We start from the raw sequence: 22,132 nt of genomic DNA, 5'->3' as shown, positions 1-22,132 counted from the left end.
GCCGGTCGGCGTCTCCGGCATGTCCCGCGCTGGGACGCGGGTCACCTCCGCAGCGCGAACCACAGTTCCATCCGTACGTCCGGGTCGTCGAGGTCGGTGTCCAGCAGGGCCGCGCAGCGGGCGATGCGCTGCCGGACGGTGTTGCGGTGCACGGACAGGGCGACGGCGGTGCGGTCCCAGCTGCCGTGCAGGGAGAGCCAGGTGCGCAGCGTCTCGGTGAGCGCCGGGACGTCCGCGACCGGCGCGAGCAGCGCACGCGCGTGCGCCTCGGCGTCGCCGTCCGGCACCAGGTCGGCCAGCGCGGGCCGCGCGCCGTGCCGGACCAGCGGCACCCGCGTGGCCCGCGCCCGGGCCAGCGCCCGGGCCGCCTGCGCGTCGCCGGCCGGCCACTCGGCGGGGGTGACGGCCGCACTGACACCGAGCACCCACCCACCCTGCGACACCGGCCCCACCTCGCCCCCGCCGCGGGCGGACACGGCCGGAGGGGTCACCGGCGCGCCCTCCGTTTCGCGGCCGTCCGGCGGGGCCGCCGGTGAGGCCGGGACGAGTACGCGTACGACGTCCTCGGTCGTGTCGACGAGTGGGGAGCCGAGGGCCGCGCCCAGGGCGGAGGCGGAGACCGGGTCGGGTGTTCCGGTGTCCGGGCGGGCGTGGACGACGTGCCAGTGGGTGACGCCCCCGCCGCCGAGGAGCGGCGCGGCCTCCTCGGGGCGGGCGCCCAGCAGCAGCCGTACGAGTGCCGAGGAGCGGGCCGCGCCCGTGCCGCTCTGGTGCTCGCCGGTGAGCAGCGAGAGCAGGACGGCGGCGACCGACGCGATGGTGTGGTCCCCGGATTCCCGGTGCGGCGCGGCGACCCCGAGGACGAAGCCCTGCCCGGTGCCGAGCGCGTACGCGGCGAGATGTGTGCCGGCCACCGTGTCCGTGGCGGTGGTGGAGGTGTGGCCGGTGACGAACCGGGACAGCTCTGCCAGCGCCCGCCGCACCTCGCCCCCGGGTTCCCGCCCCGCCGCCGCGATCTCCGTGCCCTCCGGCCCGTACAGCACCGCCCGCCCGTCGAGCCGCCCCGCCAGCCGGCGCAGGACCGACGGCACCGGGTCCGGACGGGAGGCCGCCGCGGCCAGACCCTGCTGCGCCTCGGAGACCCGCCGCAGCTCCGCCAGCCGTGCCTGCGCCATCAGCTGCCACACCGCGCGGGCCACGCCCGAGAACGTCGTCCGCGGTGGCACCTCCACCAGCGGCAGCCCGTGCGCGTCGCAGGCCGCGACCAGCGCCCGCGGCACCGTGTCGTGCACCGGCGCCACCCCGAAGCCGAGCGCCGCGCCGCCCGCCGCCACGATCCGCCCGACGTAGGCGTCGAAGTAGGCCGGGCCCGGGTCCGTGCCGCGCGGTACGTGCACCCCCGCCGTCAGCAGCAGTTCGCCGCCGAGCAGGTACGGATAGGGGTCGGCCATCTCCGAGGTGTGCGCCCAGTGCACCGCCACGCCCGCCGGGGACGGCCCCGCCATCCGGCGCAGCCCCAGGTCGTCGCGGGCCAGCAGGGCCGCGAGGGAGACCGGCGGCGTCGGGGGCGTGGAAGGGCCGGGCGGAACGGTCGGCTCCGGCATGATGGACGTTTCCTCCACTTCAGTGGATGCGACTGGATGAAACGTACACTTCGCAGCCGCTTTCCAGCCACCTAGTGTCAACCCGGACCGGAATCCAGACCGGCGGCCGCGGGTACGGGCGGATGTCCCCGCGACCAGCCACCGGACCACCCCCAGCACGACCCGCCACCGACAGTGCGCGAAGGAGGCCCCCCATGGCCGTCGACTACATCGTGATCGTCGTCTATCTCGCCGGCATGCTCGCCATGGGCTGGTGGGGCATGCGCCGTGCCAAGTCCAAGAGCGAGTTCCTCGTCGCGGGGCGCCGGCTCGGCCCCGCGATGTACTCCGGGACCATGGCGGCGATCGTCCTCGGCGGCGCGTCCACCATCGGCGGCGTCGGCCTCGGCTACCAGTACGGCTTCTCGGGCGCCTGGATGGTCGTCACCATCGGCCTCGGCCTGCTCGCCCTGTCCGTCTTCTTCTCTGCCCGCATCGCCCGCCTGAAGGTCTACACCGTCTCCGAGATGCTCGACCTGCGCTACGGCGGCAAGGCCGGCGTCATCTCCGGCGTCGTCATGTGGGCGTACACCCTGATGCTCGCGGTCACCTCGACCATCGCCTACGCCACGATCTTCGACGTCCTCTTCGACGTGAACCGCACCCTCGCGATCATCCTGGGCGGCTCCATCGTCGTCGCCTACTCCACGCTCGGCGGCATGTGGTCCATCACGCTCACCGACATGGTGCAGTTCGTCGTGAAGACCATCGGCGTACTGCTCCTGCTGCTGCCCATCGCGGTGGTCAAGGCCGGCGGCTTCAGCGAGATGAAGGACCGGCTTCCGACCGAGTACTTCGACCCGCTGGGCATCGGCGGCGAGACGATCTTCACCTACGTCCTGATCTACACCTTCGGCATGCTCATCGGTCAGGACATCTGGCAGCGCGTCTTCACCGCGGGCAGTGACCGCACCGCGAAGTGGGGCGGCACCATCGCCGGCACCTACTGCCTCGTCTACGCCGTCGCCGGCGCCGTCATCGGCACCGCGGCCAAGGTGCTCTACCCGAACCTCGCCAGCCCCGACGACGCCTTCGCCACCATCGTCAAGGACGAACTGCCCATGGGCGTGCGCGGACTGGTGCTGGCCGCCGCCCTGGCCGCCGTGATGTCCACGTCCTCCGGCGCCCTCATCGCCTGCGCCACCGTCGCCAACAACGACATCTGGTCCCGGCTGCGCGGCGTCCTGCGTAAGACGGACGGCGAACACGACGAGGTGAAGGGCAACCGCGCCTTCATCCTCGCGATGGGCGTCGCGGTCGTCGTCATCGCGATCGCCCTCAACAACGTCGTCGAGGCCCTCACCGTCGCCTACAACCTGCTCGTCGGCGGCCTCCTCGTCCCCATCCTCGGCGGACTGCTGTGGAAGCGCGGCACGGCGCACGGCGCCCTCGCCGCCGTGGCGGTCGGCGGCCTCACCGTCGTCGGACTGATGGCCGGCTACGGCGTCCTCGCCAACGAGCCGATCTACTACGGCCTGCTGGCCTCCCTCGTCGTCTACGTCGCCGTCTCCCTGGCCACCCGCCCCACCGACGAGGCGATCCTCGCCGCGTGGCGCGAACGCCTCGCCGGACGGTCTCCCGAATCCCCGTCCGAACCGCCGGTCCCGGCACACCAGTAGAGTCGGACGGCAGTAGTACATACGCGACGAAGCGTAAGAAGGAAGGCAGTACATGAGCAGCAACGAGACGCCCCGCGGCCCCGTCGACTCCTCCCGGATCCCGCGCTACGCCGGACCCGCGACCTTCGCCCGGCTGCCCCGCCTGGACGAGGTCTCCTCCGCCGACGTCGCCGTGGTCGGCGTGCCGTTCGACTCCGGCGTCTCGTACCGGCCCGGCGCGCGGTTCGGCGGCAACGCCATCCGCGAGGCCTCCCGCCTGCTGCGCCCGTACAACCCGGCGCAGGACGCCTCCCCCTTCGCCCTCGCCCAGGTCGCCGACGGCGGCGACATAGCGGTCAACCCCTTCAACATCAACGAGGCCGTCGAGACCGTGGAGGCCGCCGCCGACGACCTCCTCGGCACCGGCGCCCGCCTGATGACGCTGGGCGGCGACCACACCATCGCCCTGCCGCTGCTGCGCTCGGTCGCGAAGAAGCACGGCCCGGTCGCCCTGCTCCACTTCGACGCCCACCTGGACACCTGGGACACCTACTTCGGCGCCGAGTACACGCACGGCACGCCGTTCCGGCGCGCGGTGGAGGAGGGCGTCCTCGACACGTCCGCGCTCTCCCACGTGGGCACCCGCGGCCCGCTGTACGGCAAGCAGGACCTCACCGACGACGAGAAGATGGGCTTCGGCATCGTCACCTCCGCCGACGTCTACCGGCGCGGCGCGGACGAGGTCGCCGACCAGCTCCGCCAGCGCATCGGCGACCGTCCCCTCTACATCTCCATCGACATCGACTGCCTGGACCCCGCCCACGCGCCCGGCACCGGCACCCCCGAGGCCGGCGGCATGACCTCCCGCGAACTGCTGGAGATCCTGCGCGGGCTGGCATCCTGCAACCTGGTCTCCGCCGACGTCGTCGAGGTGGCACCCGCCTACGACCACGCCGAGATCACCTCGGTGGCGGCCTCCCACACCGCGTACGAACTCACCACGATCATGTCCCGCCAGATCGCGCAGGCCCGCGCGACCGACCAGGAGGCCGAGAGCAAGTGACCCACGACCACGACCTGGTACTCCGTCCGACCGCCGCCCAGACGGAGGCCGCGCTGAACCCTCCCCCCGGCCGCAACGGCGGAGACCTGGTCGTGGAGACCCTGGCCGGGCTCGGCGCGACCACCGTCTTCGGCCTGCCCGGTCAGCACGCCCTCGGCATGTTCGACGCGCTGCGCCGCTCGGACCTGCGCTACATCGGCCTGCGGGTGGAGAACAACGCCGGTTTCGCGGCCGACGCGTACGGCCGGATCACCGGCGAGGCGGCCCCGCTGCTCCTGTCCACCGGCCCGGGAGCCCTCACCTCCCTCGCCGCGCTCCAGGAGGCGCGGGCGGCCTCCGCCCCGGTCCTCGCGATCAGCAGCCAGATCCCCACGGCCGGCCTCGGCGGCGGCCGCCACGGCTACCTCCACGAACTCCCGGACCAGGCGGCCTCGTTCCGGGGCGTGGTGAAGTCCGTCCACACGGTCCGCACCCAGTCCCAGATCCCGTCCGCGATCGCGGAGGCGTGGACGTCCGCGCTGACCGTCCCGCACGGACCGGTGTGGGTGGAGATCCCGCAGGACGTCCTCCTGTCCGAGACCCCGGTCCCGGTGGTGACCGGCGGCGACACCTTCCCCGAGGAACTGCCCCCGCGCCCCGAACTGACGGCGGTGGCGGCCGACCTGCTGTCCCGCGCGGAACGCCCCGCGATCATCGCGGGCGGCGGCGTCGTACGCGCCGACGCCTCGGGCAAGCTGAGGCAGCTCGCGGAGCGGCTCGCGGCCCCCGTCGTGACGACCTTCGGCGGCAAGGGCGCGTTCCCTTGGGCGCACCCCCTGTCCCTCCAGTCCTGGCTGGAGGACCGTCACACGACGGACTTCCTGGAGGACGCCGACGTCCTCCTGGTGGTCGGCTCGGGTCTCGGCGAACTCTCCTCGAACTACCACACGTTCAAGCCGCGCGGCCGGGTCGTCCAGATCGAGGCCGACCTCGGCAAGCTGGAGTCCAACCACCCGGCCCTCGGCATCCACGCCGACGCCCGCCTCGCCCTCCAGGCCCTGCTGGAGACGGTCGAGGAGCGCACCGACCCCACCGCCCCCGAACGCGTACGGGAGGTGCTGGACAAGGTCCGCGAGCGCATCGCGTCCCAGGAACTCACCCTGGAACAGGACGTCCTGGCCGCCGTCCGAGGAGCCCTGCCGCCCGGCGCCCCGTCCTTCTGGGACATGACCATCCTGGCCTACTGGGCGTGGTCGGCCTTCGACGCCAAGGCCCCCAACACCATGCACTCCGCCCAGGGCGCGGGCGGCCTCGGCTACGGCTTCCCGGCGGCCCTCGGCGCCGCCGCCGCCGACCCGACCCGCCCGGTGCTGGCGGTCTCCGGCGACGGGGGCGCCCTGTACTCCATCGCGGAGCTGGCCACCGCCCGCCAGTACGACCTGAACGTCACCTGGCTGATCGTCGACGACGGCGGCTACGGCATCCTGCGCGAGTACATGACCGACGCCTTCGGACAGCCGACGGCCACGGAACTGACCCGCCCGGACTACGTGGCCCTGGCGGAGTCCTTCGGCGTGCCGGGCACGCGTACGTCACCGGAGACGCTGGAGGCCGACCTGGCGAAGGCCCTGGCCGCACCGGGACCGTCCGTGGTCGTCCTCCCCGCCGTCCTGCGGATGTTCGCGCCGACACACCTCGACTGAGGCGGCGGAACGCCTACCAGATCGCCTCGACCCACTCCGGGTGGTCGACGAACGGGTTGCGGTTGTGCTGGTAGGTGTCGTAGATGACCTGGTTGCGGCTTTCCTCGAAGGCGTCCGGCGGGTCCTCGTCGTTCCAGGCCTTCAGGACGGAGAGCCTGCCTATGTACGGGTTGCTGCCGTTGTCGACGCTGCCGTTGACCTCCAGGTCGGGGAAGCCCTCGCCGCCCTCGTAGCGGGTCGCCATGTAGAAGATCATGCGGGCCACGTCGCCCTTGACCGCGTCGCGGGGCTCGAAGGAGTCGGCGTCGGTGAGGCTGCCGCCGCTGTCGGTGAAGGCGCCGCCGCCGTCGTCGAAGTCCTTGTTGCCCCGCACGCTGTTGACCCCGACGTCCTCGGGGCGCAGGTGGTGGATGTCCGTGCCCGGGCCGGTCGCGGTGCCGAAGTCGCCGTGGGACTTGGCCCACACGTGCTCGCGGTTCCAGTCGCCGGTGTCGCCGCCGTTCGACGACTTGCTGCGGGAGAGGCCCGAGTAGAGCAGGATCACGCTGCCGCTGTCGGCGGGGTCCTGGTCGGTCGTCTTCAGGGCGTCCCAGACCGCGTCGTAGGAGAGCTTGGTCTGGTCGCTGATGATCGTGTGGAGCGAGGCCTTGAGGTCGTCGCCGGTCTTGCCGACGGCGTCCTTGTAGTAGGTGTCGTCGTAGTCCGCCGTGGTCTTCGCCGCCGGGCCGGTCGCCGTGGCCGTGTTCGCGGCCAGTGAGGGGGCGGCGAGTCCGGTGAGGACGGCGGCCGTGGCGAGCGCGGCCGCCCTGCGGCGCCCGATGCGTATCGCGAGCATGTGGGGTGTCCGATCTACGCGTGTTGAGGAGAACGGTGGATCGAGCGTGACATGGACATGTTGGAGGTCGGGTGTACGCGACGTGTCGATTGCGTGCCGGGTGCGGCACCGGTGCGCCGCCGGCCCGAAATGTTGCGACGGGATGAAATCCCCACTCGCGGGCGTTGGTGCCTTCCGGTAGATCAGGTGAAGCGGGACGACCGACCGGAGGACACGCGTGGACGCGCAACGGGGATGGACACGACGACTGGCGGGATACGCCTGGCGCTACCCCAAGGACGTCGTCCTCGCCCTCGGTGCCTCGCTGGGCGGCATGGCCGTCATGGCCCTGGTCCCCCTGATCACCAAGGTGATCATCGACGACGTGATCGGCGACAAGACCAGGGACATGGCCGTCTGGGCCGGTCTCCTCGTCGGCGCCGCGGCCGTCGTCTACGTCCTGACCTACATCCGGCGCTACTACGGCGGCCGGCTCGCCCTCGACGTCCAGCACGACCTGCGCACCGACATGTACGGGACGATCACCCGGCTCGACGGGCGGCGGCAGGACGAGCTGTCCACGGGTCAGGTGGTGGGCCGGGCGACCAGCGACCTCCAGCTGATCCAGGGCCTGCTCTTCATGCTGCCGATGACCATCGGGAACATCCTGCTCTTCCTGATCTCCCTGGTCATCATGGCGTGGCTGTCCCTGCCGCTGACGCTGGTGGCCGTCGCCGTCGCCCCCGCGCTGTGGTTCATCGCCCGCCGCAGCCGCACCCGCCTGCACCCCGCCACCTGGTACGCGCAGGCGCAGGCCGCCGCCGTGGCGGGCGTCGTCGACGGCTCGGTGAGCGGCGTCCGCGTGGTGAAGGGCTTCGGGCAGGAGGAGCAGGAGACCGGGAAGCTCCGGGAGGTCGGGCGCAGGCTCTTCGCCGGGCGGCTGCGGACGATCAGGCTGAACGCCGCGTACACCCCGGCCCTCCAGGCGGTCCCGGCACTCGGCCAGGTCGCCATGCTCGCCCTCGGCGGGTGGCTGGCCGTGGGCGGGAACATCACGCTCGGCACGTTCGTGGCCTTCTCCACCTACCTCGCCCAGCTCGTCGGCCCGGTCCGGATGCTCGCCGTGGTCCTCACCGTCGGCCAGCAGGCCCGCGCCGGTACCGAACGCGTCCTGGAGCTGATCGACACCGAGCCCTCGATCGAGGACGGCACCAAGACCCTGCCGGCCGACGCGCCCGCGACCGTCGAGTTCGACGACGTGTCCTTCGGTTACGACGCCGAGCGGCCCGTCCTCGACGGCCTCTCCTTCGAGATCCGCGCCGGGGAGACCCTCGCCGTCGTCGGCTCCTCCGGCTCCGGCAAGTCCACGGTGTCGCTGCTCCTGCCGCGCTTCTACGACGTGACGCGCGGCGCCGTCCTCGTCGGCGGCCACGACGTGCGCGAGCTGACGACCGACTCGCTCCGGGCCGCCGTCGGGCTGGTGCCCGAGGACTCGTTCCTCTTCTCGGACACCGTCCGCGCCAACATCGCGTACGGCCGTCCGGACGCCACCGACGAGGAGATCGAGGCCGCCGCGCGGGCCGCGCAGGCGCACGGGTTCGTCAGCGAGCTGCCCGACGGCTACGACACGACCGTCGGCGAGCACGGCCTGACCCTCTCCGGCGGCCAGCGCCAGCGCGTCGCGCTCGCCCGCGCCATCCTCACCGACCCCCGGCTGCTCGTCCTCGACGACGCCACCTCCGCCGTCGACGCCCGCGTGGAGCACGAGATCCACGAGGCGCTGAAGCAGGTCATGCGGGGCCGCACCACGCTGCTCATCGCGCACCGCCGCTCCACCCTGGGCCTCGCCGACCGCATCGCGGTCCTCGACCGCGGCCGCCTCGCCGACCTCGGCACCCACGAGGAACTCCAGGAGCGCTCCGCCCTCTACCGCCGCCTGCTCACCGACCCCGACGAGCTGGGCGGCGTCTCACCGGGGCACACCCTCGCCGCCGTACCGCGGGAGGACACCTCCGTCCGCGAGGAACTGGACGCCGAGTTCGACGCCGAGCGCGGCGTCACCCCACGCCTGTGGACCGGCGACCGCACCCCGAAGGACACCGCCCTCGCCGGCACCCCGGCCACCCCCGAACTGCTCGCCCAGGTCGACGCGCTGCCCCCGGCGGACGGCACCCCGGACATCGACGAGACGCGGGCGGTCCAGCCCGAGGAGTCGTACGGTCTGCGCCGCCTGCTGCGCGGCTTCCGCACCCCCCTGCTGATCAGCCTCGCCCTCGTGGCCGTGGACGCCGGCATGGGTCTGCTGCTGCCGGTGCTGATCCGGCACGGCATCGACGAGGGCGTCACCCAGCTCTCGCTCGGCGCGGTCTGGGCGGTCTCGCTGCTCGGCCTGCTCGCGGTGCTCGCCCAGTGGACGGCGCAGACCGGTGAGATCCGCATGACCGGCCGGACGGGGGAGCGGATCCTGTACTCGCTCCGCCTGAAGATCTTCGCCCAGCTCCAGCGGCTCGGCCTCGACTACTACGAGCGTGAGCTGACCGGCCGGATCATGACCCGGATGACCACCGACGTGGACGCCCTGTCGACGTTCCTCCAGACGGGACTCGTCACCGCCTTCGTCTCCATCGTCACCTTCTTCGGCATCCTGGTCGCCCTGCTGGTCATCGACGTACAGCTCGCCTTCGTCGTCTTCGCGACGCTGCCGCCGCTGATCATCGCCACGTACTTCTTCCGCAAGGCCAGCGTGAAGGCGTACGAACTGGCCCGGGAGCGGGTCTCCACGGTCAACGCCGACCTCCAGGAGTCGGTGGCGGGGCTGCGGATCGTGCAGGCGTTCCGGCGCGAGGGCGACGGCGGGCGGCGGTTCGCCGAGCGCAGCGACGGCTACCGGCAGGCCCGCATCAGGGGACAGTGGCTCATCTCGATCTACTTCCCGTTCGTGCAGCTGCTCTCCTCGGGCGCCGCCGCGGCCGTACTGATCGTGGGCGGCGGCCGGATCGACGACGCGACGCTGACCACCGGCGCGCTGGTGGCGTACCTGCTCTACATCGACCTGTTCTTCGCGCCCGTCCAGCAGCTTTCCCAGGTCTTCGACGGCTACCAGCAGGCGTCCGTCTCACTGGGCCGCATCCAGGAGCTGCTGCGCGAGCCGACCTCCACCCGGGCCGCCGAGAAGCCCGCCGAGGTCACCTCCCTGGACGGCGACATCGCCTTCGAGGACGTGCGCTTCAGCTACGGCGACGACGAGGAGGCCCTCACCGGCATCGACCTGCGCATCCCCGCCGGGCAGACCGTCGCCTTCGTCGGCGAGACCGGCGCGGGCAAGTCGACCCTGGTGAAGCTGGTGGCCCGGTTCTACGACCCGACCGGCGGCCGGGTCACGGTCGACGGGCAGGACCTGCGCGCCCTGGACCTCACCTCCTACCGGCACCGGCTGGGGGTCGTCCCGCAGGAGGCGTACCTCTTCCCGGGCACCGTGCGGGACGCCATCGCCTACGGGCGCCCGGACGCCACCGACGCCGACGTGGAGGCGGCGGCGCGGGCGGTCGGCGCGCACGAGATGATCGCCACGCTCACCGGTGGCTACCTCCACGAGGTCGCCGAACGGGGCCGCAACCTCTCCGCCGGGCAGCGGCAGCTGATCGCGCTGGCCCGCGCCGAGCTGGTCGACCCGGACGTGCTGCTCCTCGACGAGGCGACGGCCGCGCTGGACCTGGCCACGGAGGCACAGGTCAACCAGGCCACCGACCGGATAGCGGGCCGGCGGACGACGCTGGTCGTCGCCCACCGGCTGACCACGGCCGCCCGCGCGGACCGCGTCGTCGTCATGGACGGCGGGCGGGTCGCCGAGGACGGCACGCACGACGAGCTGCTGGCCCTCGACGGACGGTACGCGCGGCTGTGGCGGACCTTCGTCGGCGCGGCGGAGCCCGAGGAACCGGTCGGCGCGGCACACTGACGCTCGCGCAACCATTCGACACCCGGCACGCGTCCGTACATCCGTACGCCAGTGACCGCCGTACGGAGGGGACGACAGTGGGCCGAGCCGGTGCTGGGACACGACGCGGGCCGGCGCTCGTCACGGCCCTCCTCGTGGCGGCCGGGCTGCTCGCCGTGGCGACGCCGCAGGAGGCCCATGCCGCCACGGCGTGCGGGGGCCGCAAGGTGCGCACGCTCCCGTTCGCGACGGGGTCGGTCCTCGTCCACAGGCGCGGCGGCTACGTCTGTGCCGTCACCGTCCCCAAGAGGCCCGGCACCAAGCGGCAGATGTCGGTGAGCGTGCGGGCGCGCGGGGGCCGTGCGGTGGTGGACTCGGGGCGGTACGCCTACCGGGCGGGGCCCGTGACGGTGCACGCCGGCAAGCGCTGCGTATGGGTGACCGGCAAGGTCTCCGGCCGCTCGGTCAGCTCCGGCTGGATCCTGTGCTGAGACGGCCCGCCCCCCCCCCCCCGGGAACCAAGCAGGCCATTTCCCCATCCACCCTGGTGCGCGCGCGACTTGCTCCGATAGCTTCCGGCGGACATCCGTTTCACTGGGAGGGTGCATGCGCAAGGCGCTCAGATGGCTGCTGGCGCTCGTGGTGCTCATAGGCACCGTCAGCACGGCGGGGGCGGCCACCGCCGCCGAGCCGAAGGCCGTCGACATCAAGGACCGGCTGCTGTCCATACCGGGCATGAGCCTGATCGAGGAGAAGCCGTACACCGGCTACCGCTTCTTCGTCCTCAACTACACGCAGCCGGTCGACCACCGGCGTCCGTCCAAGGGCACGTTCCAGCAGCGGATCACCGTTCTGCACAAGGACGTGAACCGCCCGACGGTCTTCTACACCGGCGGCTACAACGTCTCCACGACCCCGAGCCGGCGCGAGCCGACCCAGATCGTGGACGGCAACCAGGTCTCCATGGAGTACCGCTACTTCACCCCGTCCCGGCCGGCCCCGGCCGACTGGTCGAAGCTGGACATCTGGCAGGCCGCCAGCGACCAGCACCGCATCTTCGAGGCGCTGAAGCCGGTCTACTCCAAGAACTGGATCTCCACCGGCGGCTCCAAGGGCGGCATGACCGCCACCTACTACGAGCGCTTCTACCCGCGTGACATGGACGGCGTCGTCGCCTACGTCGCCCCCAACGACGTGGTGAACAAGGAGGACTCGGCCTACGACCGCTTCTTCGCCCGCGTCGGCACCGAGGAGTGCCGCGACAAGCTGAACGGGGTGCAGCGCGAGGCGCTGGTGCGCCGTGCGCCGCTCAAGAAGAAGTACGAGGCGTACGCGGCCGAGAACGGCTACACCTTCGACACCATCGGCAGCCTGGACCGCGCCTACGAGGCAGTCGTCCTCGACTACGTCTGGGGCTTCTGGCAGTACAGCACCCTCGACGACTGCGCCGACATCCCGGCCGACGCCAAGAACGCCACCGACGAGGCGATCTGGGGCTCCGTCGACTCGATCTCCGGCTTCTCCGCCTACACGGACCAGGGCCTGGAGACCTACACGCCGTACTACTACCAGGCGGGCACCCAGCTGGGCGCCCCGACGATCCACTTCCCGCACATCGAGAAGAAGTACATCCGCTACGGCTACCAGCCGCCGCGCAACTTCGTGCCCCGGTCGATCCCGATGCGGTTCGAGCCGTGGGCCATGCGGGACGTCGACAGCTGGGTGAGGAACAACGCCCGGCAGATGCTCTTCGTGTACGGCGAGAACGACCCGTGGGGCGCCGAGCCCTTCCGCCTCGGCCACGGCGCACGCGACTCCCACGTGCTCACCGCGCCCGGCATGAACCACGGGGCCAACGTCGCCGGCCTGGTCCCCGACCAGAAGGCGAAGGCCACCGCCCGCATCCTCGACTGGGCGGGCGTCGCCTCCGACAAGGTCCAGGCGAACCCGTCGGCGGCCAAGCCGCTGGCGACGTTCGACGCCAAGCTGGACAAGCGGGACGTCGAGCGCGAGCCGGCGCTGCGCCCGTAGCACGGTGACTGTGCCCGGCCGCTCACAGGGGCCGGGCACAGCCCACCGGCCGGGCACCGCCGAGGCGGACGTACAGACCGGTCGAGGCGGGGCAGTCGGCCCGGTCGGCGACGGCCTCGACCACCTCGAACTGGGGCTCGCGTTCACCCGTGCCGTCGCACGCGGTCTCGCGGACCTTGCCGTCGCCGGTGTCGTGGACGCAGTCGCCGACGATGGTGCGCGGTCCGCCACCACCCCCCGGGTCGCCGGGGTGCGGTGGCTGGAGGTTGCGCATGCAGGCGTAGCCCTGGGGCACGGTCCCGTCGCCGTCCTCGTCGGCGGAGGGGCGCTGCTCGCTGATGTGCAGGACGAAGTCGGTGGTGGCGGGGCACGGCGGCCCGTCGCTCGCGCGGCCGTCCTCCCGGGCCACGACCCGCGCCGCCGCCCGCTCGCTGTCGCACGGCACCTCGGTGGAGCCGACCGTGCCGAACGAGCCGCACTCGTCGACCGCCAGGAACACCGCCCCGTACCCGGACGCCGGCACCGCGGCCGACGCCGACCGCGACGCCGTGGCCCCGCCGGACCGCCCGTCCCCGGAGGCCGTGCCGCCGGTGTCCCCACCGGCCGGTCCAGCCGGGCTCTGGCAGCCCGTCAGGAGCAGGGCGCACAGCACCGGCAGCAGCGCCCACCGCACTCCCGCGGCCCGTCTCTCACGCATCGCCGTCCCCCTGGATCCCCGGTCCAGCGTGACCCGCCGCAGCGGGCGCACGCCAGACGCGCGGGGTGCTTCGGGCACGGTCGCCGGGGGCGCCCCCGGCGCGTGACGTAGGCCGCGCTACGCCCTACGACCGGTAGGACAGCCCGTGCCCGAGGGGGTAGAGCACCGTGTCCGGATCGTCCGCCCGGACCACCGGCACCGGCAGCCGCCCGCGTGGCCGGACCCGCCCGGCGATCACCCGGGCCGCCGCCCGCACCTCGACGTCGGTCCAGGAGTAGGCGGCCAAGTAGCCGCGGACGCCGGGGAGGTGGGCCACGTCGTAGGGGTTGCGGATCGCGACCGCGACGACGGGTTTCCCGGTCTCCAGCAGCCGCGTGACCAGGGTGCGCTGACTGCTCGCCGCCGTGACGTTGTACGTCGCGACCACCACCGCGTCCGCGTCCCCGGCGGCCGCGACCGCGCCGTCGATCACGGCGGCGGAGGGGGCGGTGCCGGTGGACAGGGCGGTGGCCGTGAAGCCCAGCTCCGTCAGTTCGCCCGCGAGCACCCCCGTGGGCGGCCCGGTCGTGCCCGAAGGCGAGGCGGGGTCGGCGCCCACGACGAGCACCCTGCGATGCTCGCGCCGCGACAGCGGCAGCAGCCGGTCCTCGTTGACCAGCAGGGTGGTGGTCCGCTCGGCGATCCGGTCGGCCGCCGCCAGGTGCGCCCGGGTGCCCACCGTCCGGTCGACGTCCCGCCGGCTGGTGTAGGCGTCCCGGAACAGCCCCAGCTTCGCCTTCAGCCGCAGCACCCGCAGGATCGATTCGTCGAGCCGCGCCTCGGTGAGTTCGCCTTCCCGTACGGCCGTCAGGACCGCGTTCCAGGCGAGGTCCAGGTGCGGCGGGTTGAGCAGCTGGTCGACGCCCGCCTTCAGCGCCAGCACCGGCACCCGGTCGTCGCCGTACTTGGTCCGCACGCCCTCCATGCCGAGCGAGTCGGTGACCACGACGCCGTCGTAGCCCAGTTCCTCGCGCAGGATGCCGGTGAGGATGGGGCGGGAGAGGGTGGCCGGGTCGCCGGAGTCGTCGAGCGCCGGGACCACCAGGTGGGCGGTCATGATCGCGTCGATGCCGGCGTCGATCGCCGCGCGGAAGGGCGGCGCGTCCAGCGTCTCCCACTCCTCGCGGGTGTGCGTGATCTCCGGCAGGCCGGTGTGGCTGTCGGTGGCGGTGTCGCCGTGCCCGGGGAAGTGCTTGGCGCACGCGGCGACCCCGGACCGCTGGTACCCCGTCACCTCGGCGGCCACCATCTCCGCCACCGCCTCCGGATCGGCGCCGAAGGACCGCACGCCGATCACGGGGTTGGCCGGGTTGACGTTCACGTCGGCGTCGGGGGCGTAGTCCTGGCGGATGCCCATCGCGCGCAGCTCCGCGCCGGCGATCCGGCCGAGGGTGCGGGCGTCGGACCGCGATCCGCCGGCGCCGACGGCCATCGCGCCCGGGAAGAGGGTCGCCGGTTCGCCCACGCGGGCCACTATGCCGTGTTCCTGGTCGGTGGAGATCAGCACCGGGAGGCCGCGCGGCAGCTCCAGGGACGCCTTCTGGATGCCGTTGGAGAGGTCGGCGATCTGGTGCGGGTCGCGGGTGTTGTGCGCCCAGGCGAAGTAGATGACGCCGCCTACCCGGTACTTGGCGACCAGCTCGGCCGCGGTGCGGACGCCGATCTCCTTGAGGTTGGCGTCGACGTCGGCCTGGTCGGGGGCGGTGGCGGAGTGGCCGTAGACCCGCATGACGAAGAGCTGGCCGACCTTCTCCTCCAGCGTCATGCGGGAGATCAGGGCGCGGAGCTTGGCGTCGTCGGGCCGGTGCGGGTCGGCGTGGGCCGTGCCGCCGCCGGCCGCCAGGGCCGCGGTGACGACCGCGGTGGCGGTGAGGACGGTACGTCTGGAGGGGTGTGCGGTGCTTCCCGTGCCGGCCGTGCTGCTGTGGTGCACGTGCGCTCCTTCCGGAGTGATCCGCTGGGGATCGCTGGAGAGCTGCTGAAGGAAACTGCCAAGGAGCCACCAATATCCAGGAAGTTTCTGCCAGTCAAGGGGCCGCACAGGAGTAGCCCGAAGCCGCGCGGGGGCGGGCGAGCAGGGGGTGAGGGGCCGCCGTCGGCGCCGGGCCGCGTCTCCACTCGATCTCGCGTCAGCACGGGAACGGCCCTGGCGGGATGTGCCCGAGCGTGTGGACGGCCCCCCTGGCTAGGAGAGCTTGAGCAGCAGTTCGCCGAGTTCGTCCGGCATGGTGATCATGCTGTCGTGGCCGGTCGGCAGCTCCCAGACCTGGGCGGCGGTGCCGTTGGGCTGGATCGGGGGGGACGGGGCGACGGGTGACGCCCGCCGGCATGGCGCCGACATTGTGGATGTGCGTGCGCGGGATCGCGTCAAGGGCCGGGTTGTCCAGTCGCGCCGGCTGCTGCAGACAGCGCACCGGCTGGTCCGAGAGCATGCCGCGCAGCCAGGCGACGTCGGCCGGGTCGGTGACGCCGAACAGGCCGAAGGGCGCGGGCTGCTCGGGCATCGGCGGCACCCGCCAGCCGCTCTCGGACTTCTCGGCGAGCTCGATCAGCTGCCGTGACACGGGCTGGACGTCGACCGCGGACTCGCCGTCCTCCGGGACCATCGCGTCGAGGTAGACCAGGTGCGCGACGCGCTCCGGAATCCGGTTGGCGGCGGAGGAGATCACCAGCCCCGCGTAGCTGTGGCCGACGAGTACGACGTCGCCGAGGTTCTCCTCGGTGATCAGCCCGACCACGTCGTCGACGTGCGTGTCGAGACCCACCTCCGGGCCCAGCAGGTGCGCCTTGTCGCCATATCCGGTCAGGGACGGCGCGAACACCCGGTGCCCGGCGGCCTCCAGCAGCGGTACCACCCGCTCCCAGCACCGCCCGTTGTGCCAAGCGCCGTGGACCAGCAGAAATGTGGACATCGATGTTCCTTCGCGGGAGCAGAAGAGCACGGTCACGCGCGTGCCGCTGGTGCGCGGCACCGGCGGTTACCTTTTGTGCTTCGGTACTGTTTGAGTACTAGGAGCATGCTGGTGCACACGACGCGCCGCGGGCAATAAGGCACTTTTCGGTGACCCGGTTCTCTGGAGGTAACCATGGACGCGGCACAGCGCGATCCTCAGTCGGCCGCGGTGCCCAGCGACGCGTGCCGGACCCGGGTGGTGCTCGACATCGTCGGCGACAAGTGGTCGCTGCTGGTCGTGCGCAATCTCAGGGACGGACCGCGTCGTTTCACCGAACTCAAGAGGGCCGTCGACGGGATCAGCCAGCGCATGCTCACCGTGACGCTGCGCAGCCTGGAGCGCGACGGAATCCTGACCCGCACCGTCCACGAGGTGATGCCGCCACGGGTGAGCTACGAGCTCACCGAGATGGGCTTCACCCTGCGCGAGGCCACCGCGCCCCTGCTCGAATGGAGCATGGCGCACCTCGCCCGTATCGACGATGCCCGCGCCGTCTACGACGCCCGCACGGCTTCCCGCGGTGAAGACACGGCTTAGGGGCGCGCCGGCGGAGACGGGGTGTCGGCCGCAGCGTACTGCCGCGCTTGGCGCCAAGTGGCACCACGTGGTGCCATGTGGTACCGGATGATGCCATTCCGTACCTCCGTCAGTGGTCGACCAGGTGTGGAGCCCGGGTCGGTCAAGTTGATGGCGTCCCCTTTTCCCAGGTCAGGTGCGGACGGGCGAGGTCGGAGGGGTGAGGGGGCCGGGATGGCGCCGTGGGGCTTGCGTATGACGTCATCATGGTGCCATGATGACGTCATGGACCTCACGCCGTATGTCGACACCCTCCGCCGCGAACTCGCGGTGGCCGCCGAGGCCGGCGGCGAAGAAGCCCGCGAACTGGCCGAACGGCTCACCGCCCCACTGGAGTCGGCGACCAGGCTGACCATGCTCAACGTGCTCTCCGCGGCCATGGACGAGATCACCCGCGAACTGGCCCCGGGCTCGGTCGACCTGAGGCTGCGGGGGCTGGACCCCGACTTCGTGGTGACCGTGCCGCCCACCGACGGCGGCGGCCTCGGGGAACCGGCCGCACCCGTCGAACCGCTCAGGCCGCAGGCACCCGCCGAAGGCGACGAGGGCGGCACCGCCCGCGTCAACCTGCGCCTGCCCGCCCATCTCAAGTCCCGTGCCGAGGAGGCCGCGAGCCGCGAGGGCCTGTCGGTCAACGCCTGGCTGGTGCGGGCCGTGTCGGCCGCCGTCGAGGGCGCCGGCCGCCCGCGCACGACGGAACGCACCCAGAACGTCGGACAGAGCTTCACGGGCTGGGTGCGCTGAGCAGCCGTCGCGCGCCGCACACCCGCTCCACCTCACCCACACCACGTCCCACCAGCGGGGGCGACCCAACGACTCACGAGGACGGGACAGCCATGCCTTCTTTCGACACTCCCGAACCGATCTCGGTCACCGCGCACGTGGAGGCCGGTTCCATCCAGTTCACGGCGGGCGACCGCACCGACACCGTCGTCGAGGTCCGGCCCCGCAACGCGAAGAAAGACATCGACGGCCGCACCGCGGAACAGACCGAGGTCACCTGCGCGGGCGGCGCGCTGACCGTCAGGACCCCCAAGGCCGGACTGTTCGGCCGCTCCGGCACCGTCGACGTGACCGTCGAACTGCCCGCCGGCTCGCGCGTCGACCTGACCGGCGCCTGGACCCAGGTGCTCGGCGAGGGCCGGCTCGGCGAGGTCCGCGTGAAGGTCTCGTCCGGCGACGTCCGCCTCGACGCGACCGGCCCGCTCAACCTGACGGCGTCCCACGGCTCCATCACCGTGGACCGCGTCGAGGGCGCAGCGGAGATCGCCACCAGCTCCGGCAGCCTGCGCGTCGGCGTGCTCGACGGCTCCGCCGTCCTGAAGAACTCGCACGGCACCACGACCGTCGGCACCGCCGTCGGGGAGCTGCGGGTCAACGGCGCCAACGGAGACATCGACGTCGCCCGCGCCGAGGACTCCGTCACCGCCACCACGGCCCACGGCACCCTGCGGGTGGGGCGCGTGACCCGCGGCTCCGTCCAGTTGCAGACCAGCTACGGCGCCATCGAGGTCGGCGTCGCCGAGGGCACGGCCGCCTGGCTCGACGTCAACTCGCGTTCGGGGCAGGTCCGCAACACGCTCACCGCGTCCGGGAGCCCGGAGAAGACCGAGGAGGCCGTCGAGGTCCGCGCCCGCACCCGGCACGGCAACATCGACATCCGCCGCGCCCGGGACTGACCACGCCCGGCTACGGGACGGTGTGCGCCGAGGCCGCCGGCCAGTGGGCCCGCAGCGTGCGCACCGTCTCCGCGATCGCCGGACGGCGCGCCGCGCCCGCCCGCCACAGCGCGTACAGCCGCCGTACCGGCATCGGGTCGAGCGGCACCTCCACCACCCCGGCCGGCAGCGGGCCCCGCCCCAGCCGGGGGATCAGGGCGATGCCCAGCCCGGCCGCGACCAGCGCGACGAGCGTCGGGTTCTCGTCCGCCTGGTGGACGATGTCCGGCTCGTGCCCGGCGCCCCGCAGGGTCCGCATCAGCCAGTCGTGGCAGACCCGGCCGGGCGGCTGGCAGATCCACCGCTCCCCGCCCAGCTCCGCACGCCGCACGCCGGACCGCCCGGCGAAGCGGTGCCCCTCGGGCACGAGCAGATCGCACAGGTCCTCACCGATCGGCGCCTGCTCCACCCCGGCCGGGGCCGGCAGCGGGGCGATGTCCCAGTCGTGCGCCACCACCAGGTCCACGGCGCCCTTCGCCACCAGGTCCACGGACAGATGCGGGTCGACCTCGGTGAGCCGGGCGTCGAGCGCCGGATGACGGGCGGCCAGGTCGGCCAGGACCGAGGGCAGCAGACCGCGCGCCGCCGACGCGAACGCGGCCACGGTCAGCCGCCCCGAGGGCACCCCGCGCCGCTCCTCCAGCCGGGTCTCCGCCCGCTCCACCAGGGCCAGCAGCTCGACGGCCGTGGCGGCCAGCTGCCACGCCTCGTCGGTGAGCCGGACCCCGCGCCCCTCCCGCTCCAGGAGCACCGTCCTGGTCTCCCGCTCCAACTTGGCGATCTGCTGCGACACCGCGGACGGCGTGAACCCGAGGGCGGCGGCGGCCGCGCCCACCGTGCCGTGCACGGACACGGCGTGCAGGGCACGCAGACGCTGAAGATCGAGCACGACGCCTCCCGACGGCGAAACAGTTAGCAGTCCTTCATCCAACCATGCAGCAATCATCGCTGGTGCTACACAGTCCGGTGGCGCGATCCTCGACGCATGCGACCTTCCCACCTCCTCCTCGCCGTGCTCGTCGCCGCCGTCTGGGGCGTGAACTTCACGGTCATCGAGGTCGGCCTCGACCACTTTCCGCCGCTGCTCTTCTCCGCCCTGCGCTTCCTGGCGGCCGCCCTGCCCGCCGTCTTCCTGGTGGGCCGGCCCAAGGTCGCGTGGAAGTGGATCGTGGCGGTGGGGCTGGTGCTGGGCGTGGCCAAGTTCGGCCTGGTCTTCGTGGGCATGGACGCGGGCATGCCGGCCGGCCTGTCCTCCCTGGTCCTGCAGATCCAGGCGGTGTTCACCGCGGTGATCGCCGCCGCGGTCCTGGGCGAACGCCCCTCCCGCCTCCAGGCGGCGGGCATGCTCGTCGCGCTGGCCGGCATCGGTGTCGCGGCGGTCGACGAGGGCGCGTCCGGTCCGCTGGGCGCCTTCGTGATGGTCGTCGGAGCGGCCGCCGCGTGGGGACTGTCCAACGTCCTCACCCGCAAGGCGTCCCCGCCCGACGCCCTGAACTTCATGGTGTGGGTGTGCGCCGTCCCGGTACTGCCGCTACTGGCCCTCTCCCTGCTGACGGAGGGCCCGGAAGCAGACCTCGCGGCACTGCGCGGCCTGGACTGGCAGGGCGGGAGCACGATCCTCTACGTGGCCTGGGTCTCGACCGTCTTCGGCTTCGGCGCCTGGGGCTGGCTGCTGCGCCGTCACCCCGCGTCGACGGTCGCGCCCTTCTCGCTCCTGGTCCCGGTCTTCGGGATGTCCTCGGCGGCCCTCTTCCTCGGTGAGGCGGTGACACCCCTGCGCTGGTGCGCGGCGGCGCTGCTGGTGGGCGGGGTGGCGCTGACGACGCTCACGGGCCGGCGCGCCCGCGACCGGACGCCGTACGTGATCGCGTCGGCCCGCCCGGAAATCATTGGACGGCCCTCCGTGCCGGCGGAAGAATCCGTCCGGTGACGTTCGCACTGCAGGGCCCGCCCCTCGAAGGCACGCTGGTACGACTGGAGCCGCTGGGCCACCGGCACGCGGCCGACCTCGCGGTGGCGGCGGAGGAGGACCGCGGCGGCTACGCGTACACGTGGGTGCCGAGGGCCGACGAGGTCGGCGGCTACATCGACGCCCAACTGGCCCGCGCGGCCTCGGGGCGGCTGGCGCCCTACGCGCAGATCTCCCTCGCCACCGGGCGGGCGGTCGGCGCCACCGCCTACTGGGAACCCCGCTCCTGGCTCACCGACGGCGTCCTCGACGCGATCGAGGTCGGCTTCACCTGGCTGGCCCGCTCCGCCCAGGGCACCGGCACGAACGCCGAGGCCAAGCTGCTCCTGTTCCGCCACGCCTTCGAGGTCTGGCAGGTGTCCCGGGTCGACCTCAAGACCGACGCCCGCAACGCCCGTTCCCGGGCGGCGATCGAGAAGACCGGCGCCCGCCTCGAGGGCGTCCTGCGCAACTGGTCCCGCTCCTGGGCGCCGGGCGAGGAGGGCCGGCTGCGCGACTCCGCGATCTACTCCATCACGGCGGCGGAGTGGCCCGAGCGCCAGGAGCGGCTGGAGCGCCGGGTCCGGTCGGCGGCGGGCGCCCTCACGCCGCGTCGGTGAGCAGCCGGGTCAGGTGCTCGCGGCCGGCCGCCAGCAGGTCGGGCAACGGGGCGGCGGACTCGTACCACCGCTTCTCGTACTCCCAGCACAGCCAGCCGTCCCAGCCGTGCCGGGAGAGGACGTCCACCACCTCGGTGAGCGGCAGCACGCCCGCGCCCAGCGGCAGCGGTGTGGTGTCCTCGGCGGAGGCGATGTCCTTGACCTGGACGTAGCCGAGGTGCGGGGCGAGGGCCCCGTACGACTCGAAGGGCTGCTCGCCGCCCAGCCAGGTGTGCATCACGTCCCACAGGGCGCCGACCTGGAGGTGCCCGACCAGGCCCAGGACGCGCATCGCGTCGGCGCCCGTGCGGTGCGAGTCGTGGGTCTCCAGCAGGATGCGGACGCCGAGGTCGGCGGCGTACTCGGCGGCCGTGCCCAGCCGCCGGGCGGCCGTCGCGTCGGCCTCCTCGGCGCTCTGCTCGGTGCCGCCGCCGGGGAAGACGCGGATGTAGGGGGCGCCCAGGTCGCGGGCGAGTTCGAGCAGGGCGCGGACCTCGGCGAGGACCGGCTCGTCGTCACCGGGCGCGGCCACCCGCGCGTACCCCGCCACACCGAGCAGTTCCACGCCGGACGCCTTGAACTCGGCCGCCACGACCGCCCGTTCGTCCGGGGACAGGCCCGGGTTCACGGGTTCCTCCGGATGGGCGCGCAACTCGACACCGTGGTAGCCGTGCGCGGTCGCGAGGCCCAGCACATCGGTCAGGGGCAGCCCGGGGACACCAAGGGTGGAGAACGCCAGCTTCATGACCCCGGAGCGTACCCGGCTCCGCCGC

Annotated in this window: 17 protein-coding genes and 1 pseudogene; 11 read left to right on the top strand and 7 right to left on the bottom strand. The window is 72.8% G+C overall.

Annotated features, from left to right (window positions below; translation table 11 throughout):
• Nucleotides 1-41: 41 nt before the first annotated feature.
• The gene (locus OIE75_RS13285; protein WP_329470994.1) at nucleotides 42-1,604 is read right to left on the bottom strand and encodes a PucR family transcriptional regulator; all 1,563 of its coding nucleotides are present in this window, start codon (nucleotides 1,602-1,604) and stop codon (nucleotides 42-44) included.
• A 194-nt stretch (nucleotides 1,605-1,798) separates the two neighbouring features.
• On the opposite strand from OIE75_RS13285, the gene OIE75_RS13280 reads away from it, so the two are divergent.
• The 3 genes from OIE75_RS13280 to OIE75_RS13270 are packed head-to-tail and all read left to right on the top strand — an operon-like array spanning nucleotide 1,799 to nucleotide 5,986.
• On the top strand, nucleotides 1,799-3,262 hold the full coding sequence (locus tag OIE75_RS13280) for a sodium:solute symporter (protein WP_307012280.1): 1,464 nt from the start codon (nucleotides 1,799-1,801) through the stop codon (nucleotides 3,260-3,262).
• A gap of 52 nt (nucleotides 3,263-3,314) precedes the next feature.
• Nucleotides 3,315-4,304, top strand: a complete 990-nt coding sequence (speB, locus tag OIE75_RS13275) for an agmatinase (protein ID WP_307012279.1) — start codon at nucleotides 3,315-3,317, stop codon at nucleotides 4,302-4,304.
• Nucleotides 4,301-5,986 carry a thiamine pyrophosphate-binding protein gene (locus OIE75_RS13270; protein WP_329470992.1) on the top strand — a complete coding sequence of 562 codons (1,686 nt, stop codon included), beginning with the start codon at nucleotides 4,301-4,303 and terminating at the stop codon, nucleotides 5,984-5,986. The genes speB and OIE75_RS13270 overlap by 4 nt, the downstream gene beginning before the upstream one ends.
• Before the next feature lie 13 nt (nucleotides 5,987-5,999).
• Here OIE75_RS13270 and OIE75_RS13265 read toward each other — a convergent pair whose 3' ends face one another.
• A complete protein-coding gene (locus OIE75_RS13265) occupies nucleotides 6,000-6,821 on the bottom strand; it encodes an endonuclease I family protein (protein ID WP_329470991.1) in 822 nt (273 codons plus the stop codon).
• Nucleotides 6,822-7,038: 217 nt separating this feature from the next.
• On the opposite strand from OIE75_RS13265, the gene OIE75_RS13260 reads away from it, so the two are divergent.
• From OIE75_RS13260 to OIE75_RS13250, 3 genes are all read left to right on the top strand, one after another.
• On the top strand, nucleotides 7,039-10,758 hold the full coding sequence (locus OIE75_RS13260) for an ABC transporter ATP-binding protein (protein ID WP_329470989.1): 3,720 nt from the start codon (nucleotides 7,039-7,041) through the stop codon (nucleotides 10,756-10,758).
• Nucleotides 10,759-10,835: 77 nt separating this feature from the next.
• On the top strand, nucleotides 10,836-11,228 hold the full coding sequence (locus tag OIE75_RS13255; RefSeq protein WP_122619989.1) for a hypothetical protein: 393 nt from the start codon (nucleotides 10,836-10,838) through the stop codon (nucleotides 11,226-11,228).
• A gap of 115 nt (nucleotides 11,229-11,343) precedes the next feature.
• Nucleotides 11,344-12,768 carry a S28 family serine protease gene (locus tag OIE75_RS13250; RefSeq protein ID WP_307012273.1) on the top strand — a complete coding sequence of 475 codons (1,425 nt, stop codon included), beginning with the start codon at nucleotides 11,344-11,346 and terminating at the stop codon, nucleotides 12,766-12,768.
• A gap of 22 nt (nucleotides 12,769-12,790) precedes the next feature.
• On the opposite strand, the gene OIE75_RS13245 is transcribed toward OIE75_RS13250, so the two are convergent.
• The 3 genes and pseudogenes from OIE75_RS13245 to OIE75_RS13235 all read right to left on the bottom strand — a co-directional run bounded on the left by OIE75_RS13245 (nucleotide 12,791) and on the right by OIE75_RS13235 (nucleotide 16,416).
• A complete protein-coding gene (locus OIE75_RS13245; protein ID WP_329470987.1) occupies nucleotides 12,791-13,465 on the bottom strand; it encodes a hypothetical protein in 675 nt (224 codons plus the stop codon).
• A 124-nt stretch (nucleotides 13,466-13,589) separates the two neighbouring features.
• The gene (locus OIE75_RS13240; RefSeq protein ID WP_307012269.1) at nucleotides 13,590-15,437 is read right to left on the bottom strand and encodes a glycoside hydrolase family 3 protein; all 1,848 of its coding nucleotides are present in this window, start codon (nucleotides 15,435-15,437) and stop codon (nucleotides 13,590-13,592) included.
• A gap of 252 nt (nucleotides 15,438-15,689) precedes the next feature.
• Nucleotides 15,690-16,416, bottom strand: a pseudogene (locus OIE75_RS13235) (alpha/beta hydrolase).
• 174 nt (nucleotides 16,417-16,590) lie between these two features.
• Between OIE75_RS13235 and OIE75_RS13230 the strand changes: the two are divergent.
• The 3 genes from OIE75_RS13230 to OIE75_RS13220 all read left to right on the top strand — a co-directional run bounded on the left by OIE75_RS13230 (nucleotide 16,591) and on the right by OIE75_RS13220 (nucleotide 18,713).
• Nucleotides 16,591-16,995, top strand: coding sequence for a winged helix-turn-helix transcriptional regulator (locus tag OIE75_RS13230; RefSeq protein WP_307012265.1), 405 nt, complete (start codon nucleotides 16,591-16,593; stop codon nucleotides 16,993-16,995).
• 264 nt (nucleotides 16,996-17,259) lie between these two features.
• The gene (locus OIE75_RS13225; protein WP_329470984.1) at nucleotides 17,260-17,778 is read left to right on the top strand and encodes a hypothetical protein; all 519 of its coding nucleotides are present in this window, start codon (nucleotides 17,260-17,262) and stop codon (nucleotides 17,776-17,778) included.
• Nucleotides 17,779-17,870: 92 nt separating this feature from the next.
• The gene (locus tag OIE75_RS13220) at nucleotides 17,871-18,713 is read left to right on the top strand and encodes a DUF4097 family beta strand repeat-containing protein (protein ID WP_329470983.1); all 843 of its coding nucleotides are present in this window, start codon (nucleotides 17,871-17,873) and stop codon (nucleotides 18,711-18,713) included.
• Between the two features lie 10 nt (nucleotides 18,714-18,723).
• Here the strand turns inward: OIE75_RS13220 and OIE75_RS13215 are convergent, their stop codons facing one another.
• Nucleotides 18,724-19,641 (bottom strand): LysR family transcriptional regulator, encoded by a 918-nt coding sequence (locus OIE75_RS13215; RefSeq protein ID WP_329470981.1) that lies wholly within the window; start codon nucleotides 19,639-19,641, stop codon nucleotides 18,724-18,726.
• A 96-nt stretch (nucleotides 19,642-19,737) separates the two neighbouring features.
• Here OIE75_RS13215 and OIE75_RS13210 point away from each other — a divergent pair, with 96 nt between their 5' ends.
• Together OIE75_RS13210 and OIE75_RS13205 are read left to right on the top strand one after the other, a co-directional pair.
• Complete coding sequence (locus OIE75_RS13210; protein WP_307012261.1) at nucleotides 19,738-20,682, top strand: EamA family transporter; 945 nt, start codon at nucleotides 19,738-19,740, stop codon at nucleotides 20,680-20,682.
• Nucleotides 20,679-21,320, top strand: coding sequence for a GNAT family N-acetyltransferase (locus OIE75_RS13205; RefSeq protein WP_329470979.1), 642 nt, complete (start codon nucleotides 20,679-20,681; stop codon nucleotides 21,318-21,320). The genes OIE75_RS13210 and OIE75_RS13205 overlap by 4 nt, the downstream gene beginning before the upstream one ends.
• Here OIE75_RS13205 and OIE75_RS13200 read toward each other — a convergent pair.
• Complete coding sequence (locus tag OIE75_RS13200) at nucleotides 21,304-22,104, bottom strand: sugar phosphate isomerase/epimerase family protein (protein ID WP_329470977.1); 801 nt, start codon at nucleotides 22,102-22,104, stop codon at nucleotides 21,304-21,306. The two genes, OIE75_RS13205 and OIE75_RS13200, sit on opposite strands and share 17 nt — an antisense overlap.
• Between the last annotated feature and the right edge of the window lie 28 nt (nucleotides 22,105-22,132).

It is taken from the genome of Streptomyces sp. NBC_01723, from assembly GCF_036246005.1.
GTDB lineage: Bacteria > Actinomycetota > Actinomycetes > Streptomycetales > Streptomycetaceae > Streptomyces.
This window is presented reverse-complemented; position numbering and strand designations above follow the sequence as displayed.